The 22,996-nt window shown below is 45.1% G+C and carries 17 protein-coding genes and 2 pseudogenes; 8 read left to right on the top strand and 11 right to left on the bottom strand.

Going from position 1 to position 22,996, the window contains the following annotated elements:
• Positions 1-70 precede the first annotated feature (70 nt).
• Entirely contained in the window at positions 71-502 is a 432-nt protein-coding gene (locus tag UQ64_RS17060; protein ID WP_060624625.1) for a DUF7689 domain-containing protein, read from the bottom strand.
• 315 nt (positions 503-817) lie between these two features.
• Here UQ64_RS17060 and UQ64_RS17065 point away from each other — a divergent pair.
• Positions 818-1,111 (top strand): annotated as a pseudogene (locus tag UQ64_RS17065) (ATP-dependent DNA ligase); the annotation flags it as partial.
• 223 nt (positions 1,112-1,334) lie between these two features.
• Positions 1,335-1,544 (top strand): annotated as a pseudogene (locus UQ64_RS30170) (tyrosine-type recombinase/integrase); the annotation flags it as partial.
• A 64-nt stretch (positions 1,545-1,608) separates the two neighbouring features.
• On the opposite strand, the gene sufB reads toward UQ64_RS30170, so the two are convergent.
• The 7 genes from sufB to UQ64_RS17100 all read right to left on the bottom strand — a co-directional run bounded on the left by sufB (position 1,609) and on the right by UQ64_RS17100 (position 8,076).
• Positions 1,609-3,006, bottom strand: coding sequence for a Fe-S cluster assembly protein SufB (sufB, locus tag UQ64_RS17070; protein ID WP_042186357.1), 1,398 nt, complete (start codon positions 3,004-3,006; stop codon positions 1,609-1,611).
• A gap of 24 nt (positions 3,007-3,030) precedes the next feature.
• Entirely contained in the window at positions 3,031-3,462 is a 432-nt protein-coding gene (sufU, locus tag UQ64_RS17075; protein WP_036684339.1) for a Fe-S cluster assembly sulfur transfer protein SufU, read from the bottom strand.
• The gene (locus tag UQ64_RS17080) at positions 3,449-4,675 is read right to left on the bottom strand and encodes a cysteine desulfurase (protein WP_060624630.1); all 1,227 of its coding nucleotides are present in this window, start codon (positions 4,673-4,675) and stop codon (positions 3,449-3,451) included. Before UQ64_RS17080 ends, sufU begins: the two co-directional genes overlap by 14 nt.
• Complete coding sequence (gene sufD, locus UQ64_RS17085; RefSeq protein WP_042186353.1) at positions 4,672-5,973, bottom strand: Fe-S cluster assembly protein SufD; 1,302 nt, start codon at positions 5,971-5,973, stop codon at positions 4,672-4,674. Before sufD ends, UQ64_RS17080 begins: the two co-directional genes overlap by 4 nt.
• A gap of 27 nt (positions 5,974-6,000) precedes the next feature.
• A complete protein-coding gene (gene sufC / locus UQ64_RS17090) occupies positions 6,001-6,783 on the bottom strand; it encodes a Fe-S cluster assembly ATPase SufC (protein ID WP_042186351.1) in 783 nt (260 codons plus the stop codon).
• A 285-nt stretch (positions 6,784-7,068) separates the two neighbouring features.
• Positions 7,069-7,530: a Dps family protein gene (locus UQ64_RS17095; RefSeq protein WP_042125852.1), complete on the bottom strand. Its 462-nt coding sequence runs from the start codon at positions 7,528-7,530 to the stop codon at positions 7,069-7,071.
• A 243-nt stretch (positions 7,531-7,773) separates the two neighbouring features.
• Positions 7,774-8,076: a YunC family protein gene (locus UQ64_RS17100; protein WP_060624633.1), complete on the bottom strand. Its 303-nt coding sequence runs from the start codon at positions 8,074-8,076 to the stop codon at positions 7,774-7,776.
• Between the two features lie 216 nt (positions 8,077-8,292).
• Here UQ64_RS17100 and UQ64_RS17105 point away from each other — a divergent pair, with 216 nt between their 5' ends.
• Positions 8,293-8,820 (top strand): hypothetical protein, encoded by a 528-nt coding sequence (locus tag UQ64_RS17105; protein ID WP_060624635.1) that lies wholly within the window; start codon positions 8,293-8,295, stop codon positions 8,818-8,820.
• A gap of 78 nt (positions 8,821-8,898) precedes the next feature.
• Here the strand turns inward: UQ64_RS17105 and UQ64_RS17110 are convergent, their stop codons facing one another.
• Positions 8,899-9,285 carry a DUF423 domain-containing protein gene (locus tag UQ64_RS17110; protein WP_060624638.1) on the bottom strand — a complete coding sequence of 129 codons (387 nt, stop codon included), beginning with the start codon at positions 9,283-9,285 and terminating at the stop codon, positions 8,899-8,901.
• 169 nt (positions 9,286-9,454) lie between these two features.
• Between UQ64_RS17110 and UQ64_RS17115 the strand changes: the two genes are divergently transcribed.
• Positions 9,455-9,916, top strand: a complete 462-nt coding sequence (locus tag UQ64_RS17115) for a hypothetical protein (RefSeq protein ID WP_060624640.1) — start codon at positions 9,455-9,457, stop codon at positions 9,914-9,916.
• Positions 9,917-10,003: 87 nt separating this feature from the next.
• On the opposite strand, the gene UQ64_RS17120 is transcribed toward UQ64_RS17115, so the two are convergent.
• On the bottom strand, positions 10,004-10,471 hold the full coding sequence (locus UQ64_RS17120; RefSeq protein ID WP_060624642.1) for a hypothetical protein: 468 nt from the start codon (positions 10,469-10,471) through the stop codon (positions 10,004-10,006).
• A 206-nt stretch (positions 10,472-10,677) separates the two neighbouring features.
• Between UQ64_RS17120 and UQ64_RS17125 the strand changes: the two genes are divergently transcribed.
• The 4 genes from UQ64_RS17125 to yhbH all read left to right on the top strand — a co-directional run bounded on the left by UQ64_RS17125 (position 10,678) and on the right by yhbH (position 21,298).
• Complete coding sequence (locus UQ64_RS17125) at positions 10,678-11,322, top strand: methyltransferase domain-containing protein (protein WP_060624644.1); 645 nt, start codon at positions 10,678-10,680, stop codon at positions 11,320-11,322.
• Between the two features lie 120 nt (positions 11,323-11,442).
• Entirely contained in the window at positions 11,443-18,180 is a 6,738-nt protein-coding gene (locus tag UQ64_RS17130) for a DUF7507 domain-containing protein (RefSeq protein WP_156417586.1), read from the top strand.
• Positions 18,177-19,862, top strand: a complete 1,686-nt coding sequence (locus UQ64_RS17135; protein WP_060624647.1) for a DUF11 domain-containing protein — start codon at positions 18,177-18,179, stop codon at positions 19,860-19,862. Before UQ64_RS17130 ends, UQ64_RS17135 begins: the two co-directional genes overlap by 4 nt.
• A 272-nt stretch (positions 19,863-20,134) precedes the next feature.
• Positions 20,135-21,298 carry a sporulation protein YhbH gene (yhbH, locus tag UQ64_RS17140; RefSeq protein WP_060624798.1) on the top strand — a complete coding sequence of 388 codons (1,164 nt, stop codon included), beginning with the start codon at positions 20,135-20,137 and terminating at the stop codon, positions 21,296-21,298.
• A gap of 155 nt (positions 21,299-21,453) precedes the next feature.
• On the opposite strand, the gene melA is transcribed toward yhbH, so the two are convergent.
• Entirely contained in the window at positions 21,454-22,959 is a 1,506-nt protein-coding gene (gene melA / locus UQ64_RS17145) for an alpha-glucosidase/alpha-galactosidase (RefSeq protein WP_060624649.1), read from the bottom strand.
• Positions 22,960-22,996 lie beyond the last annotated feature (37 nt).

The following is a 22,996-nucleotide window of genomic DNA, read 5'->3' on the forward strand; positions in this document are numbered from 1 at the left end:
ATATATTGTATTCATTATTTATATACTTGCAATGCCGGTCCGTATACGGAAGATGAATAAGGATCCCATCCTAAAGATTGAAGTCTCTCCCCCCCCCCCATTTTGCGTTTGAGTAGTTAGTTCCTTCAGCTTTAGCAAAATGGGTGACACTGTTGGTTGATGTGCCATATGCAATAATCTTTACATTGGAGGCACCAGAACTGTATGGGTAGGGATTATACATTTGGGAAGTCATGTAGCTATTGGCTTGTTGCAGTGTAGGGTTACTTCCTCCCCATGGCCATACCCATTGACTTGTATCCCCTAGCGCATATGCTAAGCAGTTATAGTTATTTGTTGCGGCAGCCAGATAATTATAATTTCCCGGCGTTTTAACCATGGCATCATATGACGATTGTGGAGCGTAAAAATTGCTTTGATAGCCTGCAAAGGCGGTCATCCCCCCTGCACAGAAAACTGCAACAGCCACAAGTCCAGTTGCTATGTGTTTCTTAAACTTCATAAACTAACCTTCCTCTCATATTTAATTTATTAATAATTTACAATTTACTATATTATTCCAGTAAATATTTTCAATAGTTAATAAGAACTTTTGTTTCGACAATAAATTAAGCATTTTCCAATTTAGACAAGACCGAAACAGTGGTATCCATTTCGATACTTGACAATATTATATTGTTTATGAAAATTATCATGACCTTTTTACAAAACTCAAAAATATTAAAATTCGTATTTACTCCCATCAATTACCTCCTCTATCCGTAGTAGCCAACATCTATAATGAGATACAGGAGGTTTTGTTATGTTCATATCCCCTGTCATCAACTGGACTTATGCGGATGTATATATCACAGGTTTTCGTAAACAGGAATTCGGTTGGCTTGCTGCGGTTCCCGATCCCTCTGGTAAATTACGTCCAGCTGGGATCATTGAACTCGGCGCGTCACCGATTCATAAGCAGGCATTCAGAGGTGTTGCTCAGCAACTTGTAAAAGGCGAGGACAAAGAGTTTGTACATCTTGAGCCTAGATTGCGGGCAAAGGTGCGAATGAGGAACTGGACCAAATCTGGCATGCTGCGGAGTCCAGTATTTACAGAGTTTTTAGTTTAAAAGATAGCCGCCCAGGATCAATTACATTGGCGGCTATTTTACATGTTTTATTTTGTTTTGTTATTATTTTTGGACGTGACCTACTTCGGAATACGCCCTTTTTCGGTTCTCCAGTCGCGCATAAGAGTGTTTCAACATATCGTGTAATCAGAGACAAGTACTTAGGAGGAATGCCTGGTGCCCAAAATTTCTGTAATTATGCCGGTCTACAACAACGCTATGTATTTGTAAACGTGTTGATCTACCCATATTGTCACCTCATGCCCTCCGGCATACCCACGCTGTGCATCTACTGGAAGCTGGGGCAACAATAAAATACGTGTCCGCTCGTCTTGGACACAAGAGTGTCAAGATCACAGCGGACACGTATCTGCATATTACTGAAAAGATTGAAGATGATGCTCTTACTCTTTACGAAAACTACGTAATTTAAGCAAAGGGGGGCAAAAAGGGGGCAGTCACCACCTTTTAAGCCAGAAAACCCTTGTAAATAAAGGTTATCCTATGCTTCCTTCCATCTCAAACTTGATCAAACGGTTCATTTCGACCGCATATTCCATCGGCAGTTCTTTCGTGAACGGTTCGATGAAGCCCATGACGATCATTTGAGTCGCTTCAGCTTCTGTTAGCCCACGGCTCATCAGATAGAACAGCTGCTCCTCAGAAACTTTGGACACCGTTGCTTCATGCTCAAGCACGATGTTATCGTTCATAATTTCATTGTAAGGAATCGTATCCGAAGTGGATTCATTATCCAAAATGAGCGTATCACATTTGATGTTCGATTTCGCACCTTCTGCCTGACGACCGAAGGAAGCAAGACCACGATAAGTTACTTTACCGCCGTGCTTACTGATCGATTTCGATACAATGGTGGATGTTGTGTCTGGAGCCAAATGGATCATCTTGGCACCCGCATCCTGGTGCTGGCCTTTACCCGCTACCGCGATGGACAGTACTGAACCTTTAGCTCCACGGCCTTTAAGAACAACCGCAGGGTATTTCATCGTCAGCTTGGAACCGATGTTGCCATCGACCCATTCCATCGTAGCATTCTCTTCTGCAACCGCACGTTTAGTAACGAGGTTGTAGATGTTAGGAGCCCAGTTCTGGATTGTAGTATAACGAACGCGTGAGTTCTTCATACACAAAATTTCAACAACCGCACTGTGCAGAGAATTCGTGCTGTAGATTGGCGCTGTACAGCCTTCTACATAATGCACGAAGCTATCTTCGTCAGCGAGGATTAAGGTACGCTCGAATTGTCCCATGTTCTCGGAGTTAATTCGGAAGTAAGCCTGCAAAGGAACTTCACATTTCACACCTTTAGGAACGTAGATGAAGCTTCCGCCTGACCAAACTGCACTGTTAAGTGCTGCAAATTTATTATCGGTTGGAGGGATGATCGTCCCGAAGAACTTCTTAAGAAGCTCTGGATGTTCACGCAGTGCAGTATCGGTATCTGTAAAAATAACCCCTTGATCTTCAAGGCTCTTCTGCATGCTGTGGTATACAACCTCAGATTCATATTGTGCCGATACGCCGGCGAGGAACTTCTGTTCCGCTTCAGGAATACCCAGCTTATCAAAGGTTTCCTTGATTTCGGAAGGAACTTCTTCCCAAGTCTTGCCTTGTTTCTCTGAAGGTCTTACATAATATTGAATATCCTCAAAATCTAAATCATCCATATTGCCGCCCCATGTAGGCATCGGCATTTTACGGAACTGTTCAAGGGATTTTAAGCGGAAGTCAAGCATCCACTGTGGTTCATTCTTGATTGCTGAAATTTCTTTAACAATTTCGGCCGTCAAACCTTTACCAGACTGGAATATCGACTTATGTTCATCACGGAACCCGTACTGGTATTCTTCCATATCAGGCGCTTTCTTAGCCATGGTGTCAGCCTCCTTGTTCTACTGTTATTTATGTTGCTCTTCTTCGTCAATTCCTTTACGAAGCGCGTTCCAAGCCAGTGTTGCACATTTGATCCGTGCAGGGAATTTATTCACACCCGATAGGGCTTCAATATCTTCATAATCTCCAAAATCCACATCTTCACCCTTCATCAGTAAGGAGAAATTATCGGCTAGTTCAAGCGCACGTTCTACCGTTTGTCCTTTGATCGCCTCAGTCATCATCGAAGCCGATGACATACTGATCGAACAGCCTTCACCGTTATAACGGGCATCTTTTACGATCCCATCTTCTACCTTAAGCTGAAGTGTAATACGGTCACCACAAGTTGGGTTATTCAGTTCAATTTTCAGAGCATCATCTTCAAATGAACCACGATTCCGGGGACTTTTATAATGATCCATAATTACGCGTCTGTACAAGTCATCCAAGTTCATAGCCGAAGTACTCCTTTGTCTTGATTAAAGCGTCCACCAGTCGATCTACATCCTGCTCGGTGTTATACAGGTAAAAGCTCGCACGTGCTGTAGAGCTAGCTTCCAGCCAGCGCATCAGCGGCTGACAGCAGTGATGACCAGCGCGGATGGCAATGCCCTCCGCATCTAGTACTGTAGCGACATCATGTGGGTGAACGTCACCTAGATTAAAGGTGACAACGCCAACCTCACGACTCTTGGGACCATAAATGGTCAAGCCATCAATTTCAGATAGACGCTGCTCTGCGTATGCTGCAAGCTTCTTCTCATGGCTGTGAATCTCATCCATGCCGATTTCCTGTAAGAAATCTACGGCTGCGCCTAATCCAACAGCTCCAGCAATGATCGGCGTGCCTCCCTCAAACTTCCAAGGAAGTTCTTTCCATGTCGATTCATAGAGACCCACATCATCAATCATTTCGCCACCAAACTCTATAGGCTCCATGGCTTCGAGTAGTGCTCTTTTGCCGTACAAAGCTCCAATTCCAGTCGGTGCCAACATTTTATGTCCGGAAAGTGCATAAAAATCACAATCCAGATCTTGCATATCGACCTTCATATGAGGTGTGCTCTGAGCACCGTCTACGACAATGACCGCACCGTTACGATGAGCAATAGCCGCAAGCTCTTTAATCGGATGAGTTACTCCCATAACGTTAGATACATAAGCGATAGCAACGATTTTGGTTTTATCCGTAATCGTCTCCTCAGCATCTTGAAGTGTAATCGTTCCGTCGGGTTGCAACGGTATATATTTTAAAGTAGCGCCTGTCTTCTTAGCTAGCTGCTGCCAAGGAATCAAATTACTATGATGCTCCATCAGGGTGATGACAATTTCGTCGCCTTCCCCCACTGCAGATGGCCCGTAAGAAGAGGCGACAAGATTTAGAGCAGTGGTTGTACCACGCGTAAAGATAATTTCTTTAGTGCTGCGGGCGTTAATAAACTTAGCTAGCTTCTCCCGGGCTCCCTCGTAGGCATCTGTTGCACGGCTGCCTAGAGTATGGACGCCACGGTGTACGTTGGCGTTATCCCACTCATAATACGATTTGACCGCCTCAATCACTTGACGAGGCTTCTGTGAAGTAGCAGCACTGTCCAGATAGACCAGTGGATGTCCGTTCACATTTTGGTTCAGTATGGGAAATTGCTCCCGGATGGCGCTCCCTATCATTGACCTAACTTCCTTTCCACAAGAGATTGGAGCTGATTGCGCAGTCCCTCTAGTGGAATTTGCGACACAACAGGAGCCAAGAAGCCATAGATGATCAGAGTTTCTGCATCATGCCGTGTAATTCCGCGGGACATCAGGTAAAAGACTTGCTCGTGATTGACCTGTCCTACGGAAGCGGCATGGCCTGCTGTAACATCATCTTCATCAATCAGCAGGATCGGATTGGCGTCACCACGGGCTTTTGGACTCAGCATCAATACTTTCTCCGTTTGCTGACCGTCAGCTCTTGTAGCACCTTTCTCGATCTTGGTAATACCGTTGATGATAGAAGTAGCATTATCACGCATAACCGCACGAGTGATCATGTCACTTGGGGTATTTTTGCCGAAATGCTGAGCTTGAGTAGTGTAATTCAGTTTCTGTGATCCCGTACCTACAGCAATTACTTTAGCGTCGGAGCTAGAGCCATTGCCTTTGAGTACAGACTTGGTATCACTTGCTGTATCACCATAGTTCATCTCACCAACAATCCATTCGATGGTTCCGTCATTCTCAACAACAGCGCGGCGGTAAGTCACATCTGTTGTATCCACGCCCAACTGATGCACTGTAGCATAACGTACTTTAGCACCTGCACCCACGAATACTTCTACCGCACCATTGTGCAATCCAGCTTCCTCTTTATCCGACACGTAGTTGTCTACGTATGTCAGGGAACTGTTAGTATCCGCTACAATCAGAATGTGAGGAACAAATGAAGCTTCAGCATCATCTGTTAACAGCACCGCCTGAAGTGGAGTTTCAACCACTACATTCTTAGGAACATAGAGGAATACTCCACCGTTCCATAGTGCTGCATGAAGCGCAGCGATAGAATGCTCGTCAGGCTGAATTGCCTTATGCAGGTAACGTTGTACCAAATCTCCGTGCTCTTTAACAGCCGTTTGCAGATCGGTGAAAATAACACCTTGTGCTGCAAGTTCAGGAGCTAGTCGTGTATATACTGCACCAGAGTTACGTTGAATAATCAGACTGCCTTCTTCCTGATCCTTGATCAAGGAGGAAATGGAAGCAGGTGCATCCTTCAGTGAAGCAATGGTTTCGCTTGCTTTGTAGCTACCATAATTGTTCACGTTCCAACGATCAATCCGTGTCTTCTCTAATTTAGGCAGTGTCAGAGTAGCTGCCAGTTCAAGTGCTTTCAAGCGGCTTTCTTTCAGCCAACCCGGTTCGCCGCTACTATGCGATAATTCGCTCAAGCGCTCGGCATCCACCGGAAGAATGGTCTGTGTCGTCATAAGTGTTCTCCTCCTTCCTGGCGTTTCTTACGCGTCTTGCCCTACTGTTTCGTCTTCAATTCCAAGTTCTTCTTTGATCCATTCGTAGCCTTCAGCTTCCAGACGCTGTGCAAGCTCAGGACCACCGGATTTCACAATTCTGCCCTGCATCATAACATGTACAAAATCAGGTTTGATGTAGTTCAAGAGACGTTGATAGTGGGTAATAACCAGGAAGCCGCGATCTTCACTCCGCATGGAGTTTACGCCTTCGGCAACAATTTTCAAAGCATCAATATCAAGGCCAGAGTCAATTTCGTCCAGAATCACGATTTTTGGATCTAGCATCATCATTTGTAGAATTTCGTTACGTTTCTTCTCACCACCGGAGAAGCCTTCGTTCAGGTAACGGTGTAGGAACTCAGGATTCATGTCCAGTTCTTTCATCTTCGCTTCCATCAGACGGATAAAACGAATCAAAGAAATTTCGCTTCCCTCTTCACGACGGGCATTAATGGCAGAGCGCAAGAAATCGGAGTTTGTTACCCCGGAAATTTCACTTGGGTACTGCATAGCAAGGAAAAGTCCTGCACGTGCGCGTTCATCAACCGCCATCTCCAAAAGATCTTCACCTTCAAGTGTTGCCGTTCCTTCAGTTACTTCATATTTAGGGTGACCCATAAGAGCGGACGCCAAGGTACTCTTACCTGTACCGTTTGGTCCCATGATGGCGTGAATTTCGCCACCTTTCATTTGAAGGTTAATCCCCTTCAAAATCTCTTTTCCCTCAATCGTCGCTTTAAGTCCCTCAATGACAAAATCTGCTGCCATAATAATATTCCCTCCATTGATCGATTTGCGAAATCAAAAGTTGTATTGAAACAGGATGATCCTGATTCCCAGCACAATTAGATTCTATATCACATTATAATTATTATAAATTGAATCACAATGATTATCAATGATTCTCAACAATTTTATAACAAACCCTGTTTTTTTACAAATATCTCTTTTTATTTATCCTTTAATACACCGCATGTTTCGCTATTTTCCGTAACCACCTAACGCAAAAAATAAGACCTCCCGCAGGAAGCCTTATTTCATAAGCTTTATCATTTAGCTAAGGTAGGAGCGCAGCATCCATTGATGTTTCTCAAGATCACCACGAATTTTAATAAACATGTCAGATGTTGGCTGATCCTTAATTTCCTCGGCAAGCTCAATACCTTCAGTCAGCTCTTCAGAAATGGTAGCGAAGTCTTCAATCAAAGACTGAACCATCCCCCGCGTATCTTCTTTACCAGTAGCTTCTTGAATTGTTGCCAATTCCAGATATTCTTTCATCGTCGCAGCGGGACTTCCTTTGATGCTCAGCAGTCGTTCTGCTACTTCATCCATTTGCAGCGTCACTTCATTATATAGATCCTCAAATTTCACGTGAAGAGAGAAAAATTGTTCTCCTTTTACGTACCAATGAAAATTGTGAATTTTAACATACAGTACATTTAAGTTAGCAACCTGACGGTTCAAAATCTGTTCCAGTGAAGTTGTATTTACTTTATTAGATGCTTTAGCCATGAGATGATCCCATCCTTATCCTTTATATTTACCGGGCTACTGAATCCTTCGTCCGGCAGCAACTTGTCTATTCTTAATTTACCCCTTAGCATGTACGACGAAACAAGGAGAACCCTTCCATAAAACTGCAGTTGAAAATAATAACAATAGTAACGCTTTCTCCATTAAGTTAAATTCTAATCCGTGCAAAAAACACAAGAGGCCATTGGCCTCTTGTGTTTTGGATTTTGTAAGATTGTTCAGTCAGACCATAAGAAGTAATGCATCCGCACCTGTCATGCCTGGTACGATACCTAAACGCTCCGCTTCTATGGTTACAGACTCCAATGGGGCAGCTAACAGCTGTGACAATGTACGCACACCCACCGCCCGAGCTGCGATAATATGCCGATCACTGAGTTTCTCATTGAGCAGGCCAACATCCAGCGCGCCACACATAATATAACCTCGGCTTGTGCTGATTGAGAGCAGCGTTGTTTTCGGAAGCCTAACCTCTACTCCGATCAGCGTATGTTCACCTACGGTAATAGGCTCCATGGTAACCAATAGCAGCACCTCCTTTATTCACGACCCACGTTGTATATGTATGCTTCACTCCCTGCTGATGTGCAGTTGGTAGTCCTAGGCTTTTCGGAAAAAAGCACAGTACCTTGGTCCCATTTTCTCTAGTGTCAGGTATATGATTATTACTTGTTTAATGTTATAGTTTATTTACATTCTTATAATCGTAAAGAAATGTTCAAACGAAAAGCTGGGGGATCTATGGACAAGAAACTACAACACACAGACGGCAACTATTTATTTAATGTCGACATCCTGATTAATGCCCGTACCAACCCGCTTGCATTGCAATATCTGCTTGAAATGTTGAACAATAATGACAAAATCACAGATTTCAACATTAACTCCGGTCTTGAATTGGGGAGAACCATCGACAGCTTGCTTCGTTCTGCCAAACTAGCCTTGAATCAAAGCTCTGCTCCTCCCACTTCATTAAAGCTGCCACCAAAGACCACTAAAAAGCAGCTCGATAAACCGATTGATAAACAGGCAGAATTGCCTGCACAGCAGTCAACGATTGAGACGCCAGCTGATGCATATGGGAAGATTCGCCAGTACATTCAGAACAATCAATTAGTACGTTTACGAGCGAACCGGTACGGAAAACAAGTGTCCATGCCCTGTCGTATTTTAAATTTTGATGAAGCAGCCAACTCTATTAGTGTCTATCACGTGGATGAAAAACAGGTATACAGCTTTAATCTAAATGAGATCGACGAATTTCTGTAAACGTATACGTTAGAGATAAATAAGCATCCGCCCCTTTAAGGAACGGATGCTTATTTGTCAACTTCTGTACTTGATTGCTTAGGATGCCTTCTTACTGCGAGAGAATGCTTCCAAAGCCAAACATAACCAGCCTGCTATGAAGCATACTCCACCAATAGGTGTAATCGCTCCAAGCACTTTAATCCCGGAAATACTCAGAACATACAAGCTACCTGAGAACAAAATGGTGCCTGCTATTAACAGCCGTCCTGCCCAGCGTAACCGGGTGCTTTCTCCCCATTGACCTACAGCTAGTGCTATAAGGATTATACCTAGCGCATGTACCAAGTGATACTGAACACCCGTCTCATATACCTTCATATATTCTTCACTGATCACAGGTTTTAATAAATGAGCGCCAAATGCACCTACTCCTACTCCCAGCATCGCTAGCAAAGCCCCCCAGGCCATAAGTTTCCGTTGCATACGATTACAACTCCTTATTATTAGACTTCTTCTATCATAAACGATTACCGATTGCTTTTTCCAGCAGCCATTTACGAATTAGCCACAATCAGGGGTTGCTTTTTTAGCATCAATATGAAAAAGTGGATATTAACAACATTTCATTCTTATCTCTCAAGGAGTGCAACCTATGGACCTTAATTCTCTCTCAAAATCTAACGTGCCTACAGCAGAGGTAGGAAATCCCCAACCTGATCGGAGTCAGCCAAGTGTTGGTTCGCCGTCTACGTACCAGAAAGTAGATCATGACTTACAACACTCTGGACCTGGTATTGCTTCTTTCATCATTAGCCTTGTGACCATTATGGGTTATGCCGCCCTCTTTATCTTCATTATTATGAAGGCTTCTTCCATGGTTAACGAGAACTCGAATCTACTAGCCGAATCTTCGCAGTCCATCATGCTTCTCGGCATGAGTGTTATTATTCTTTCAGCTCTTAATGTTATTGGTGTTGTCATCGGCATTATCGGACTTTCCATCCGGAAGCGACGTAAGGTATTCGGCGTTATAGGCACAATCATCAACGGTGTGATCATCCTACTTTTTATGTTGCTTATTACTATTTTCTTAGTCAATGCCGGGACGTTATAACGTTCATTCCAAATCCCAAGACAAAAGGGCTGTTCCTGAAATCAATCAGGGACAGCCCTTTTGCTATTCATAAATGATAGAGTTCCTTTACTTTGCAAGTGACAGCTTCGAAAGTACCCGCTGTTTAACTGTAGCATCGCCTTCCACTGCTTTTTCTACATATTCAAAAACTACAGGATCATCCGTATTTAATTTTTCAAGAACGCTTTCCATCCCAGCTGTAATCTCAAAAGCCGTAGGCCCTTCTTTGGTCTCAATCTCAACAGAATGACTATCTATTTGTCCGACGTAAACGCCTGTTCCTTTAAGAATTTTGGCTTCTGGATTTGCAGTAGGTTTTGGTGCTGAAGTACTTGGATTCTCAGTTGGTGCAGTTGTACTCGTACTTTCTGTAGGTACGGGCGTGCTTGTGCTCTCCTCAGTTGGTACTGGAGAAGCTGTTGCAGTTGGTTCTGCAGATGGCTGTGCCGAATTATTAGTAGCACCGCAAGCGGTTAAGGCTAGCGTTAATGCTGCGATTGCAGCTATGGCGGGTAAGGAACGTTGTTTTTTCATGTTGACTGCCTCCTCTATGTTTAGCGGTTGTTTTTAAAGTCATTTTCCATAAGCCTACTCCTATAAACGTTATCAACTCTGCTAAGGTTTCAGAATACGTTAATTTTTAATAACTTCCATTCTTTAATAGGCATCCGCCGGATGCAGGCTGAAGCGGGGTTAATACAATAATGTTGAGCCTGATTTATCCCTAAGGAGTGGTCCCCTTGAGAATCGATATCGGCTGCGGATCCAGTAAAGAAGCAGGTTATCTCGGGATCGATCGTATCGCGGGTCCCGATGTGGATATTGTCTGTGACATTACCCAAGGCATCCCTTTGCCGGACAATACCGCCGAGTTTGTTATGGCTAGTCGTGTATTACCTTATATGGATGATTTATTCGCGGTTATGTCGGAAATTCACAGAATTAGCATCCACAAAGCCATTGTTTGCATTCTGGCTCCCTATGCCCACAGCTTTGCCCATATGTCCAATCCTGCCTTTAAGCAGAAGTTTGATGAATATACTCCGCGATATTTGACAGGATCTTTTTTCCAGCCCCCATCCGGTCCAGTATGTCCACCAATTCCAGATTATCCCATACCCGTACCGCCGTTCGATTATCGGCTGCTGCGGATGGAGCTTTTCTATCAATACCCTTATGAAGATCCTCTATATGAATCAGAAGAACTAGAAATACTAAAGATGCTTCAAGCCAATGTTGTGCATGAAATCATGTACCATTTCACCGTAATCAAAGAAGATATTTCCTTCCACGAGCTGGAATTGATGAGTAGAGGGCATTACGCTGAACCCCGTGTTCTGATGAAACGCAGGCTAAAATCACACGATAGACAAAATTCCCTATAATTTATTGATGGGACATACAATTATACCCGATTTGACTCATAGGCTAACATACAGGTATTAACTGTGCCGTCCTGATTAAGGGACGGTTCACTTTTTTCCATCTAATTAACCTCGAAGGAGGTGAGAATCATTCCACTAGTCGTACGGGCAACGATCAATGCGACCGGTGCTATCACATTTACGGGCAACACACTTGGGCTTAGTCGCTCTGATACAGTCGGAATACCTGGGACACAGGACAGCATCGGTGGCTTTACCACTGTCAATACATCGTCTATTTTTGGCACCTATCCTAGCGGAACGACTAGTCTTCATACAAGCAATAGTTCAGCAGCCATACTGGTCCTTCCGTCAGGTAGCACAGTGCTGTATGCAGAGCTGATATGGGGCGGCACCTATATAAACGGAACTGTAAACCTCAGTTCGGCGATAAACAACCCTGTCTCCTTCATAACCCCTGCCGGGACTACATTCAGCGTTAATCCTGATTCTGCAACGAGTAACGTAGTCGATTTGGGAGGTGGTGCTTCCGCATATGTCCGTTCCTCCAATGTAACCAGTATTATACAACAGGGTGGGGCCGGCACCTATACTACAGGCGGCGTTGTAGGCACAATTGTAATTCCAGGAGACTCCACAGCCAATCATGCAGGGTGGACACTTGGTGTAATCTATCAAAATACATCCTTGCCTTTCCGTAATATATCTCTTAGAGCAGGTGCAATACTTGTACAGGCAACATCAGCTCCGGTTTCAACTACGATAACTGGATTCGCAACACCAATAACAGGTGCGCTTGGAGGTAGAGCATTATTCAGCGCACAGGAGGGAGATGCAAATCGTTCAGGTGATCAGGCATTATTTGGCCCGACATCGGCTACACTTGTCGCGTTATCTGGACCCAATAACTTTGCTAACAACTTTTTCGCATCACAAATCAACAATGATTCAGGTAATCTCAATACAACTGGAACATTTGGAACACGCAATCAAACGAACGGGAATCCAGGAACCAACATCATCGGTGGGCGACAAGGTTGGGATATCACCAATGTTGACGTGTCAGCCAGACTTGTTAATAACCAGTCTTCAGCGATTTTACAATTAACTACCTCTGGCGATGCTTATGTTCTCAATGGAAATGCTATACAAGTCGATATCAATGCACCCAAAATAAACGTTACTAAAAGTGCCAATGTGTCCGGCCCTATAGTCGGGGATACGGTAACTTATACAGTAACTGTCAGTAACACTGGTACAGCGAGTGCAGCAAGCGTCGTTTTATCAGATGCTCTGCCAACAGGATCAACCTTTGTCACCGGAAGTGTTGTAGTAGCCGGCGTCCCGAGGCCGACTTTTGATATTACAGCAGGGATCTCTTTGGGGTCATTAGTCTTGAGCACTTCAATAACGGTTACATATCAAGCTAAAGCCACTTCATTACCACCAAGTCCGCAAAATATCGCTAATACTGCTAATGCTGCCTTTACATTTCAAAGTGTAGCTGGAGGCCCTATCATGACGGGGGTCATTCCGTCCAATACGGTAACTTTACCCGTATATTCCCCCATCCTTAGCATTGTAAAAACTGCAAATACTGCAAATGCGATGGTCGGAGATCAGATCACCTATAACCTCCAAATCACCAACACTGGAAATATTAGTGCTGTAACCACCCTAACAGACAACATCCCTACAGGAAGTTCTTATGTTGCGGGTAGCTTCACAGTCAATGGAACGCCTTTCGCTGGAAATCCTGCCACAGGAATTGCTATAGGGACAATCGCTGCTGGAGGCAGCTCTACAGTTCAATTCCGCGTACTAGTCAACAGTCTTCCATCTCCACCGCAACTGGTTGACCAAGCAAGCGCCGCTTATACCTTTCAAATTCCAGATGGGCGGACTGTAGCAGGATCAGCTTCATCCAATACATTATCTATTCCAGTTAGAGCACCTAATGTTACCGTAGTCAAAAGCGCAGGCTTTGCTGACGTCGCTGTAGGAGATACTCTGCTCTACACCTCCGTAATCAGCAACAACGGGATTTCAGCAGTTACCAATGTATCACTTTCAGATAGCATCCCTGCCGGAACTTCACTGGTCTCAGGAAGTGTTACGGTCGGTGGTAACGCACAGCCCTCCGCTAATCCTGGTACGGGGATTTCTGTTGGTGCCATCCCTCCAGGGACCTCCGTTGCCGTCACCTTTCAAGTCAACGTGGTCTCATTAACCAATCCGGCTCAGCTATTGAATAGATCTTCTGCGTCCTTCAGCTCGGGATCGTTTAATGGCATTTCACTTTCAAACACAACTACGACTCCGGTGTACCAACCGGTAATCCAGATTATCAAAAGCTCGAGCGTTGCCAGTGCCACTGTAGGGGGCAATATTCTCTACACATTAAATGTTCAAAATTCAGGAAATATTGGAGCAGCTGTAGTCCTCAGCGATAATATTCCTTCAGGTAGCTCCTTTGTTTCGGGTAGTGTCACGGTTAACGGAGTCGCTAGGCCTGGTGACTCTCCACTAGCAGGAATTAACTTAGGTACTGTAGCCTCAGGGGCTAGTGTTCCTGTGACGTTTCTTGTCTCTGTGCAATCTCTGCCTTCACCACCTATTCTGAACAATCAGAGCAGCAGCAGCTACACCTACCAACTACCAAGTGGAAGATCATTGTCGGGAACAAGTCTTTCTAATATCCTGAGCATTCCAGTCTCCGCTCCAAATATTACGCTAACCAAATCTGCAAGCCTTACTGCTGTAGCGGTCGGCGAGAATCTGACATACACAGTCGTAGTATCCAATACAAGTAGCGTAGCTGTGAATAACGTCGTTGTCTCTGATCCCATTCCTACAGGGGGTACTTTTGTAGCAGGCAGCGTTATTGTTGGCGGTTCATCAGTACCAGCCGCTAATCCAAGTACAGGAATATCAATCAGTAGTATTGCGGCAGGCAGCTCTACAACGATCTCTTTTAATGTGAAAATATCTTCTTTACCAAGTCCAGCGCAGTTATCAAACAGAGCTAGTGCTTCTTTTTCATCCGGTGCCTTCACTGGTTCTTCACTTTCGAACACGGTAGTAACACCTGTGTATCAGCCTATTATTAGTATGGTCAAAAGTGCGAATACAGCTCAGGCATCCGTTGGGGGATCCCTATCTTACTCGATCCTCATCAGTAATACCGGGAATATTACAACTACTCTATTGGTAACCGATATCCTACCACCTCAAGCCGTCTTTGACACGAACAGTGTAATTATCGGCGGAACACCTCTACCCGGATATAATCCGGCAACAGGAATCCCAGTAGGCCCATTGGCTCCAGGTGACAGTGTATCCGTTAGCTTTCTGGTCACGATAACAGCATTACCTCCTTCACAGATGTTGTTGAACTCCGCTTCAGCAACGTATAGCTTCACCCTCCCAGACGGGCGTCAACTCGGAGAAACTGTAGTATCGAATACGCTCTCTGTCCCTGTTCCGGCACCTAACGTAAGTGTCGTAAAAAGCGTAAACGCCGCTTCTGCCGTTACAGGCGATATTTTAACATTCACCTCAGTATTGACGAACAACAGTATTGCTTCAGTAAGCAACATCATTCTCAGCGATCCACTGCCTGAGAATGTAGCTTTTATTCCCGGAACCGTAATTGTAAACGGCATAACCCAGCCGCTAGCAGTTCCGTCCGCCGGTATTCCAATCGGTAGTCTGGGTCCAGGCGCCACAGCTACCGTAACATTCGAGGTGAGGATAACGATGCCGATACCATCACAGATTAATAATCAGTCATCCGTCAGTTTTACATCCGGTGTATTCTCCGGATCTTCTTCATCTAATATTACAAGTACACCCGTCACTCAGCCACAGATCTCCTTAGTAAAAAGTGCCGTGGATGGAGATGGTGATTTCGACGCCCTAGTTGTAGGCGATACCGTCATCTACACAGTTGTCGTAAGCAATACTGGTAATCTTGCTGCAAATGTAACCCTAACCGATAACATTCCATTCGGGACCACCTTCAATCCTAATAGTGTTATCGTCGGTGGAATGCCACAACCAGGTGCAGCTCCAGATACCGGCATCGCTGTAGGGAATGTCGCACCTGGAGCCAGTATTTCTGTCAGCTTCTCTGTCGATATCGTCTCCTTGCCAACACCACAACAAATCAGTAATCAAGCTTCTGCAAGCTTCACCTTTACTCCACCCGACGGTAGACTCTTAAGCGGAACTGCTGTATCTAATACCGTCACACTACAGGTCTCTGCTCCTAATATCGTAGTAGTCAAAAGCTCAACCTCAACTTCCGTAGCGATCGGAGATACAGTTACTTATAACGTAAATATTACTAATAACGGTTTAGAAGCTGTTAATAGCGTGTTACTAAATGACCCAACGCCAGAAGGCGCTACTTTCGTAGCGGGTAGCGTATCTGTGAATGGTGTGCCTTTTCCAAACCTGAATCCCTCTACCGGGATTTCTATTGGTACCCTGGCGCCCGGATTTTCAGCACTAGTTGCTTACAGTGTTACTGTGACCTCTGTTCCTCCTACTGCTACACTCATTAATAAAGCATCCGTAACCTTTACATCAGGTGTTTTTTCTGGCTCGACTTTCTCCAATACCGTTACGATCCCTGTGTTCCAGCCGAACATCTCAGTTGTCAAAACAGCGAGTACGAATAACGCTACAACAGGTGACGCTGTCAGCTACACCCTGACCATTAGTAACACGGGGAACTACCCCGCAAGTTTGGAAGTTACAGACAACATTCCAGCCGGCACTACCTTCGTTACGAACAGCGTACTTATTAATGGACTCCCTTTAGCGCAAGCAGATCCGTCTACGGGTATTCCAGCCGGAGTTATTCCTCCAGGTGGTACAACAGCAGTAGTATTCACAGTAAATATCACCTCATTGCCAAACCCACAACAACTGGTCAATCAGGGAACAGTTACTTATAGCTTCACGCTTCCGGATGGGCGTACACTTGGTGGCTCAATCCTATCTAACACGATTACTATCCCCGTCTCTTCTCCTAATGTAGCTGTAGTTAAATCCACTACAACAACATCAACCACGGTTGGGGACACCATCACATATTCCATCGCTATTACCAATAACGGAATTGAAACGGTGAATAATGCCGTATTCACGGATGCCCTTCCAGCGGGTACTACATTTGTATCAGGAAGTGTGCTAGTGGATGGCGTGCCTCGTACGGGGGTTAGTCCTTCCACGGGGGTACCCTTGGGCAGCATTCCACCAGGTGTAACCGTAACTGTAGCATTCACAGTGAATACAATCTCATTGCCACCATCAGGCCTGTTAAATAACCAGTCAACGGTCAGCTTCACCTCAGGGGTACTGTCTAATGTAGCCTTTTCTAATATTGTATCAACACCTATTTACTTACCGATTCTAGCCGCAGCAAAAAGCTCAAATTCAGTTCAAGCGACCGTCGGTGATACCATTACCTACACAATTAATGTAACCAATACAGGTAATTACGGGGCTTTGGCTACTCTGAGTGATACCATCCCTTCTGGAACGACATTTGTGCCTAACAGCGTACTTATACAAGGTGCTCCAGCTCCGGGAGCAGACCCTGCAGCTGGCATTCCGCTCGGTGTCATATCCGCAGGTGCAACACTGTCTGTCATGTTCTCAGTACTCATTACAACACTGCCAGCAAGCCAGCAGCTGATTAACCAAGCATCGGTAGCAGTTGCTTACACCTTGCCTGATGGGCGGACATTTAACAGTTCGATCAATTCCAACACGACAACCATTTCAGTATCCTCACCGAATGTACTCGTAACTAAGTCATCACCAGCTACAGATGCCGTTGTGGACGATACAATCACCTACAACCTGACGGTTACCAATAGTGGAATAGCTAATATCAGCAACGTAAACATCAGTGATCCAATACCTGCGGGCTCCACGTTTATCGCTGGGAGTGTGCTAGTGGATGGTATTCCACATCTTAATGCCAATCCTGCGAATGGCATCTCGCTCGGCACAATTGCTCCGGGCGTTTCGGTCAACATTTCGTTCAACACAATCGTCAATGTACTGCCTAATCCTGCAACGCTAACCGATCAAGCTTCCGTCAGTTTCACCTCTGGCGCATTCTCAGGCTCCTCATTCTCAAACACACTTGTTATCCCGGTATATCAGCCTATCATCGTTGTTGTCAAAGGCGCGGATAGAACTGCTGCAACGGTCGGAGATACAATTACTTACTCCCTGAACGTAACGAACACCGGTAATCTAATAGCAAATGTGGTCATAACTGATACCATTCCTAACGGAGCTATCTTTGTTCCAAACAGCGTATTAGTCAACGGAGTGCCGCAACCAGGCTCCGACCCGTCTACCGGATTGAATATTGGAGCAGTTGCTCCGGGAAGCACGGTAACAGTGACCATAACCCTTCAGGTTACTGTAGCCTCTCTCCCGTCACCGCAGCAGTTAGTCAATCAAGCATCATCAACTTTCTCATTCATACCACCAGATGGTCGACTGCTCACCGGAACTTCACTTTCAAACGTCCTAGTTATCCCTGTCTCTTCTCCGGATGTGAGTGTCGTTAAGAGCACTACCTCTATAGATGCCGTCGTCGGTGATATCATCACCTATACGATTGTTGTCACCAACTTGGGAATTTCACCAGTCAATAACGTCATCATGGTTGACCCTATCCCAGCAGGCAGCCAGTTTGTAACAGGCAGCATCACTGTAGACGGAACCCCACGTCCTAATGGCAGCCCGGCTTCCGGTATTGCCATCGGAACGATTGCTGCTGGTGCTTCATCAACCATCACCTTCCAGGTTCAGGTAGTAGCGTTATGATTCCCGGCTCACGTACCCAGCCTGTCGTAACCAATCAGTCCATGGTACTCTTCAACTCGGCAGCGGGTGTTGACGGCATTGTCTATTCCAATACCGTTAACACCCCGGTCGTGGGCCCCGTGCTTTCATTGCTGAAGAGTACAGACAAACTCCATGCCTCTTTAGGTGACACTCTAGTGTATACCATTAAAGCTTCTAACAATGGAAACACAGAAGCTTTGCTAACGGTGTATGACATTCTTCCAGAGGGTGTATCTTTTATTTCTAACAGCGTGCTCAGAGACGGTGTGCCTCTTCCAGGGGCTACGCCGTCATCGGGCATAACGCTAGGCTCTATTGCTCCACAGCGTCAAGTAAGCATCGCTTTTCAAGTCGTTATTATTTCACTACCTTCTTCACTAGTACTGCAAAATAAGGCGCTAGGTCGTTTTTCTTTTGCCACACCAGAGGGAAGAATCGTTAACGGAGATTTATATTCTAATTCCGTACTAGTTTCTCTACGTGCCTACCAGCTCTCTACCTCGTTGACTGCAAGCACTCCGACTTCTTTTATAGGTGATGTAGTTACCTATACATTGCGGCTTACGAACGAAGGTAACAGCCTATTAAACCAAATCATCGCAACGATTTCTATTCCTAACGGATCTGTGTTTATTCCAGGGAGTGTCATTGCAGGTGGAATCTATTATCCAGAATCAGATCCTACGCAAGGAATAGTACTCGGTCAACTTGATAAAGACCTAAGCATTGATGTTACCTTTCGCGTCCGAGTTACAGAGATCCCTCCATCCTTGGACCTGACTAATCGTGCAGTTGTCACTTATACCGTCGATGACGATTCCAATACGACCGAGAGTAACACAGTCGTAGTCTCACTTGTTCTGGCAGGCGTCACCATCAGCAATAGAGTAGATCATGTTACAGCAGCTCCAGGTGACATCCTGAGATATGAGCTAACGATAACTAACAACGGGAACTTGGCCGTAAATGCGGTCCTGACGGATGCTATCCCTTCCGGCACTCTTTTCGTATGGGATAGTGTTCTTTTTAACGGAGTGATGCAAAAAGGTGCCCGCCCTGCAGATGGCATTCAACTTGGTACTTTAAGAGGTGGAACTTCAGCGGTCGTGGTCTTTCAAGTGAGTATACCTGCAGCCATAAACATTCATGCAATCGCAGCTGTACAAAACCATGGCAGTGTTCAGTATACTTTTGTGCTGCCAGACGGACGGACAGTAAGACAAACTTCTCGTTCCAATACAGTTACTACCTTAGTAGTGACACCTGTCATTTCTCTCGAAATCCATGCAAAGCCTACCCTAGTTGAAGCAGGAGAGCGAGTCGAATGCTGGATCTCACTAACGAATAGCGGGAATTGGCCTGCGGAAGTCTCTCTAAATCGGCTAACTCCGGAAAAATGCCTTCTTGATCCCAGCAGTATTGTAATTGAAGGAATTCCTACACCGCAATCCTCATATACAGGCTCCTTGCCGCTGGGAACGGTCAAAGCTGCTGCTACGGTTAGCGTCCATTATTTTGTCCGGGTAAGTGAACATGTACTAGGTCGTTTCCTTAAAGGCTTAGTAACCGCTCAATATTTCTTCAATCTTGATGGACGTGAATACACTGGCGAGAGCCAGTCGAACAGTTATATATTGACCGTGGAAGAGATCAGTGAATAAGAGAAATCACATATCCCCCATCCCCATGAATATACTTTAGTTACAACCCAAGAAGAAACGACGTTGTCGTCTTTTAAAGACGATAACCGTTTCTCGGAGAAATATAAGGATAATGTATAGGGTGAAACTTATACTTTCTTATATTTCAAAACATCCCCACAAAGTGAGTCTTTGCTTTCGATGCGTATTCAGGTACTTTGCGGGGACCCCAAATTTATACTTTGCATAAGGTTCCTTCAATCAACATTTATATTCCATGGGAGGTGGTCATCCTGTCGCAATCATCTGGTCCCTTTTCCTTTATTGTCTCAAAAGAAGACTGGTCCCTTCATCGCAAAGGTCATCAGGATCAGGAACGTCATCAGCAAAAGGTCAGAGAAGCTATCAAGGATAATTTGCCGGATCTCGTGACCGAAGAAAATATCATTTTGTCAGGTGGTAAGCAGATTGTTAAGGTTCCGATTCGGAGTCTTGATGAATATCGAATTATTTATAATTTTCGTAAGCAAAAGCATGTAGGACAGGGAGACGGGGAAAGTCAGGTCGGCGATGTACTTGGACGCGATTCACAGTCGGCACAGCCCGGCAAAGGGGAAAAAGCAGGCGATCAACCCGGTCAAGATACTGTAGAAGCTGAGGTCAATCTAGAAGATCTGGAGGACATCTTGTTTCAGGATATGGAGTTGCCACATCTGAAGCCAAAGAATAAGGAGGAGATCGAAGTTAAATCTATCATCTTTAACGATATCCGTAAAAAAGGCATGATGTCTAACATCGATAAGAAACGTACTCTTCTGGAGAATCTTCGGCGTAATGCAAGCAGAGGCAATCCCGGAATTCACAGTATAAGTCCTGACGATCTACGCTATAAAACATGGGATGACATTAGAACACCACACTCCAATGCGGTCATTATTGCGATGATGGATACGTCAGGTTCGATGGGTTCTTTTGAAAAATATTGCGCCCGTAGCTTCTTCTTCTGGATGACCCGCTTTCTACGCCGCCAATATGAAAAGGTAGAGATTGTCTTTCTCGCCCACCATACGGAGGCTAAAGAGGTCAGCGAGCATGATTTCTTCACCCGCGGGGAGAGTGGGGGAACCATCTGCTCCTCAGCCTATCAAAAAGCAATTGAGATTATCGACAGCCGCTACCCGCCTGCGCAGTACAATATTTATCCATTTCACTTCTCCGATGGTGATAATCTCACCTCCGACAACGAACGTTGTGTGAAACTGATCGGAGAACTACTGAAACGCAGCAATATGTTCGGCTACGGCGAAGTGAATCAGTATAATCGCAGCAGCACGTTAATGTCCGCTTACCGTCATCTGAAGCACGAACAATTCATGCATTATGTCATTAAAGATAAAAAAGAAGTGTATCAGGCGCTAAAGACCTTCTTCAGTCAAAAGGGGACTGTTAATTCATAATTCCTCCACTCAAAAACGCGGATGTCCAATCAGCCATTTCATGGCTTTTGGGACACCCGCGTTTTTTGATGTTTCTTCTCTTTATACAAAATACCAAACTTCGTCTGATTCGAGTATCACTCACGGTGCGTACAAAGTAGCTGTCAGATTACCGCCTAATGAACCTTCTCTCTACCCTTACCTTTGTCAGACTCACCGGCATTTTTGTTCGCTGCTTCCCGTTCCTGCATCATCTCATCCACCGTCTTCACCTTCAGTCGTGCAGCTCCCTCATTGTTAGCGTTCGTTGGGATAAGCTCTTCTGAAGCTAAACGTTCCTTTGCCTTAGCAATAGCTTCGCTGTATTGAGGTAGCCACTGTTCCCCTGCGGCGAGCATCTCATCGACCATCTGCCAGATTTCTTTCGGGTTACATACCGCACCTACCAACGGATCCATCATAAATGCTTGACGCAGCAGCTTGTCATCGCCATGCACAGCAGCTTCGACGGCTAAACGTTGCACTGAGATACTAACATTGCACACTGCGGCTGCTCCTAAAGGCAATTCACCCACAATCGGCATCGATATTCCGTTCCGATCCACATACCCCGGTGCTTCAATAATCGCGTCATCGGGTAGATTTGAAATTACGCCATTATTCACAGTGTTAAAGTGACCTCTGTACACTCTGCCCGTTTCCAATCCTTCAATAATGAAAGAACCATGCTCTTCTCCGCGGTTCTCCACCGTATACTCCAGTGCCGAGTCCTTCATCCAATTCGGAAAATCCGTTTCGAACCAATTCCGCCCTTCGGTGCAGACACGTAGATATCCACCAGTCTCACCGTTAATCCAGCTTCCGAGATCGATCCAATCCATAATTTCATCGCTGCGTTTACGGTACCATGGCACATATTCACTTAGGTGGCCATTGGATTCTGTACTGTAATATCCAAAGCGGCGTAACATGTCAATCCGAACTTTTTCCGTGCGACTGAATTCCGGGTGATTCTCAAAGGCTTCTAGGAGACCCCCGGTCAAATCTTTACCCTTATGACTCGCCGAAATATACCAGGTCTGGTGATTGATACCCGCACAAATAATATCGACTTCCGATTTCTTCAGCCCATACACATCTGCAATTTGCCCATGCCCATGCTGCACCCCATGACACAGACCAATCGTCCGTACACCACCGTATTTATTGCAGGCCCAAGTCAGCATAGCCATAGGGTTCGAATAGTTAAGTAAGAGGACATCCGGTGCAGCCATCTCCCTAATATCGCGACAAATATTCAGCATTTCCGCAATCCCACGCTGTCCATACATGATGCCTCCAGCACAAAGGGTATCCCCTACGCACTGATCGACTCCGTATTTCAATGGAATATCTACGTCTGTTGCAAATGCTTCCAGTCCACCCATACGAATAGTACAAAATACGTACTTGGCATCCTTCAGCGCTTCTCTTCGATCCGTAGTCGCCTGGATTTGAATATTTAAACCATTCTCTTTAATATCACGTTGGCACAGTTCGGTAGCCATCTCCAAGTTGGTACTATTAATATCCATAAATGAGACTTCAATATTTTTAAATTCCGATACAGTTAGTAAGTCTCGCAACAAGCCACGGGTAAATCCAATACTGCCAGCCCCTATAAAAGACACTTTAAATGACATCCTTATCATCCTCCGGTAATGAATTGATCGTTCCTGT

Source organism: Paenibacillus etheri, from assembly GCF_001012825.1.
In the GTDB taxonomy this organism is placed as follows: domain Bacteria; phylum Bacillota; class Bacilli; order Paenibacillales; family Paenibacillaceae; genus Paenibacillus_AQ; species Paenibacillus_AQ etheri.

What these genes read in the sequence shown, in the direction of transcription:
- UQ64_RS17060 (WP_060624625.1), bottom strand. Translation starts at nt 502, where the DNA reads ATGAAGTTTAAGAAACACATAGCAACTGGACTTGTGGCTGTTGCAGTT.
- sufB (WP_042186357.1), bottom strand. Translation starts at nt 3,006, where the DNA reads ATGGCTAAGAAAGCGCCTGATATGGAAGAATACCAGTACGGGTTCCGT.
- sufU (WP_036684339.1), bottom strand. Translation starts at nt 3,462, where the DNA reads ATGAACTTGGATGACTTGTACAGACGCGTAATTATGGATCATTATAAA.
- UQ64_RS17080 (WP_060624630.1), bottom strand. Translation starts at nt 4,675, where the DNA reads ATGATAGGGAGCGCCATCCGGGAGCAATTTCCCATACTGAACCAAAAT.
- sufD (WP_042186353.1), bottom strand. Translation starts at nt 5,973, where the DNA reads ATGACGACACAGACCATTCTTCCGGTGGATGCCGAGCGCTTGAGCGAA.
- sufC (WP_042186351.1), bottom strand. Translation starts at nt 6,783, where the DNA reads ATGGCAGCAGATTTTGTCATTGAGGGACTTAAAGCGACGATTGAGGGA.
- UQ64_RS17095 (WP_042125852.1), bottom strand. Translation starts at nt 7,530, where the DNA reads ATGGCTAAAGCATCTAATAAAGTAAATACAACTTCACTGGAACAGATT.
- UQ64_RS17105 (WP_060624635.1), top strand. Translation starts at nt 8,293, where the DNA reads ATGGACAAGAAACTACAACACACAGACGGCAACTATTTATTTAATGTC.
- UQ64_RS17110 (WP_060624638.1), bottom strand. Translation starts at nt 9,285, where the DNA reads ATGCAACGGAAACTTATGGCCTGGGGGGCTTTGCTAGCGATGCTGGGA.
- UQ64_RS17115 (WP_060624640.1), top strand. Translation starts at nt 9,455, where the DNA reads ATGGACCTTAATTCTCTCTCAAAATCTAACGTGCCTACAGCAGAGGTA.
- UQ64_RS17120 (WP_060624642.1), bottom strand. Translation starts at nt 10,471, where the DNA reads ATGAAAAAACAACGTTCCTTACCCGCCATAGCTGCAATCGCAGCATTA.
- UQ64_RS17135 (WP_060624647.1), top strand. Translation starts at nt 18,177, where the DNA reads ATGATTCCCGGCTCACGTACCCAGCCTGTCGTAACCAATCAGTCCATG.
- melA (WP_060624649.1), bottom strand. Translation starts at nt 22,959, where the DNA reads ATGTCATTTAAAGTGTCTTTTATAGGGGCTGGCAGTATTGGATTTACC.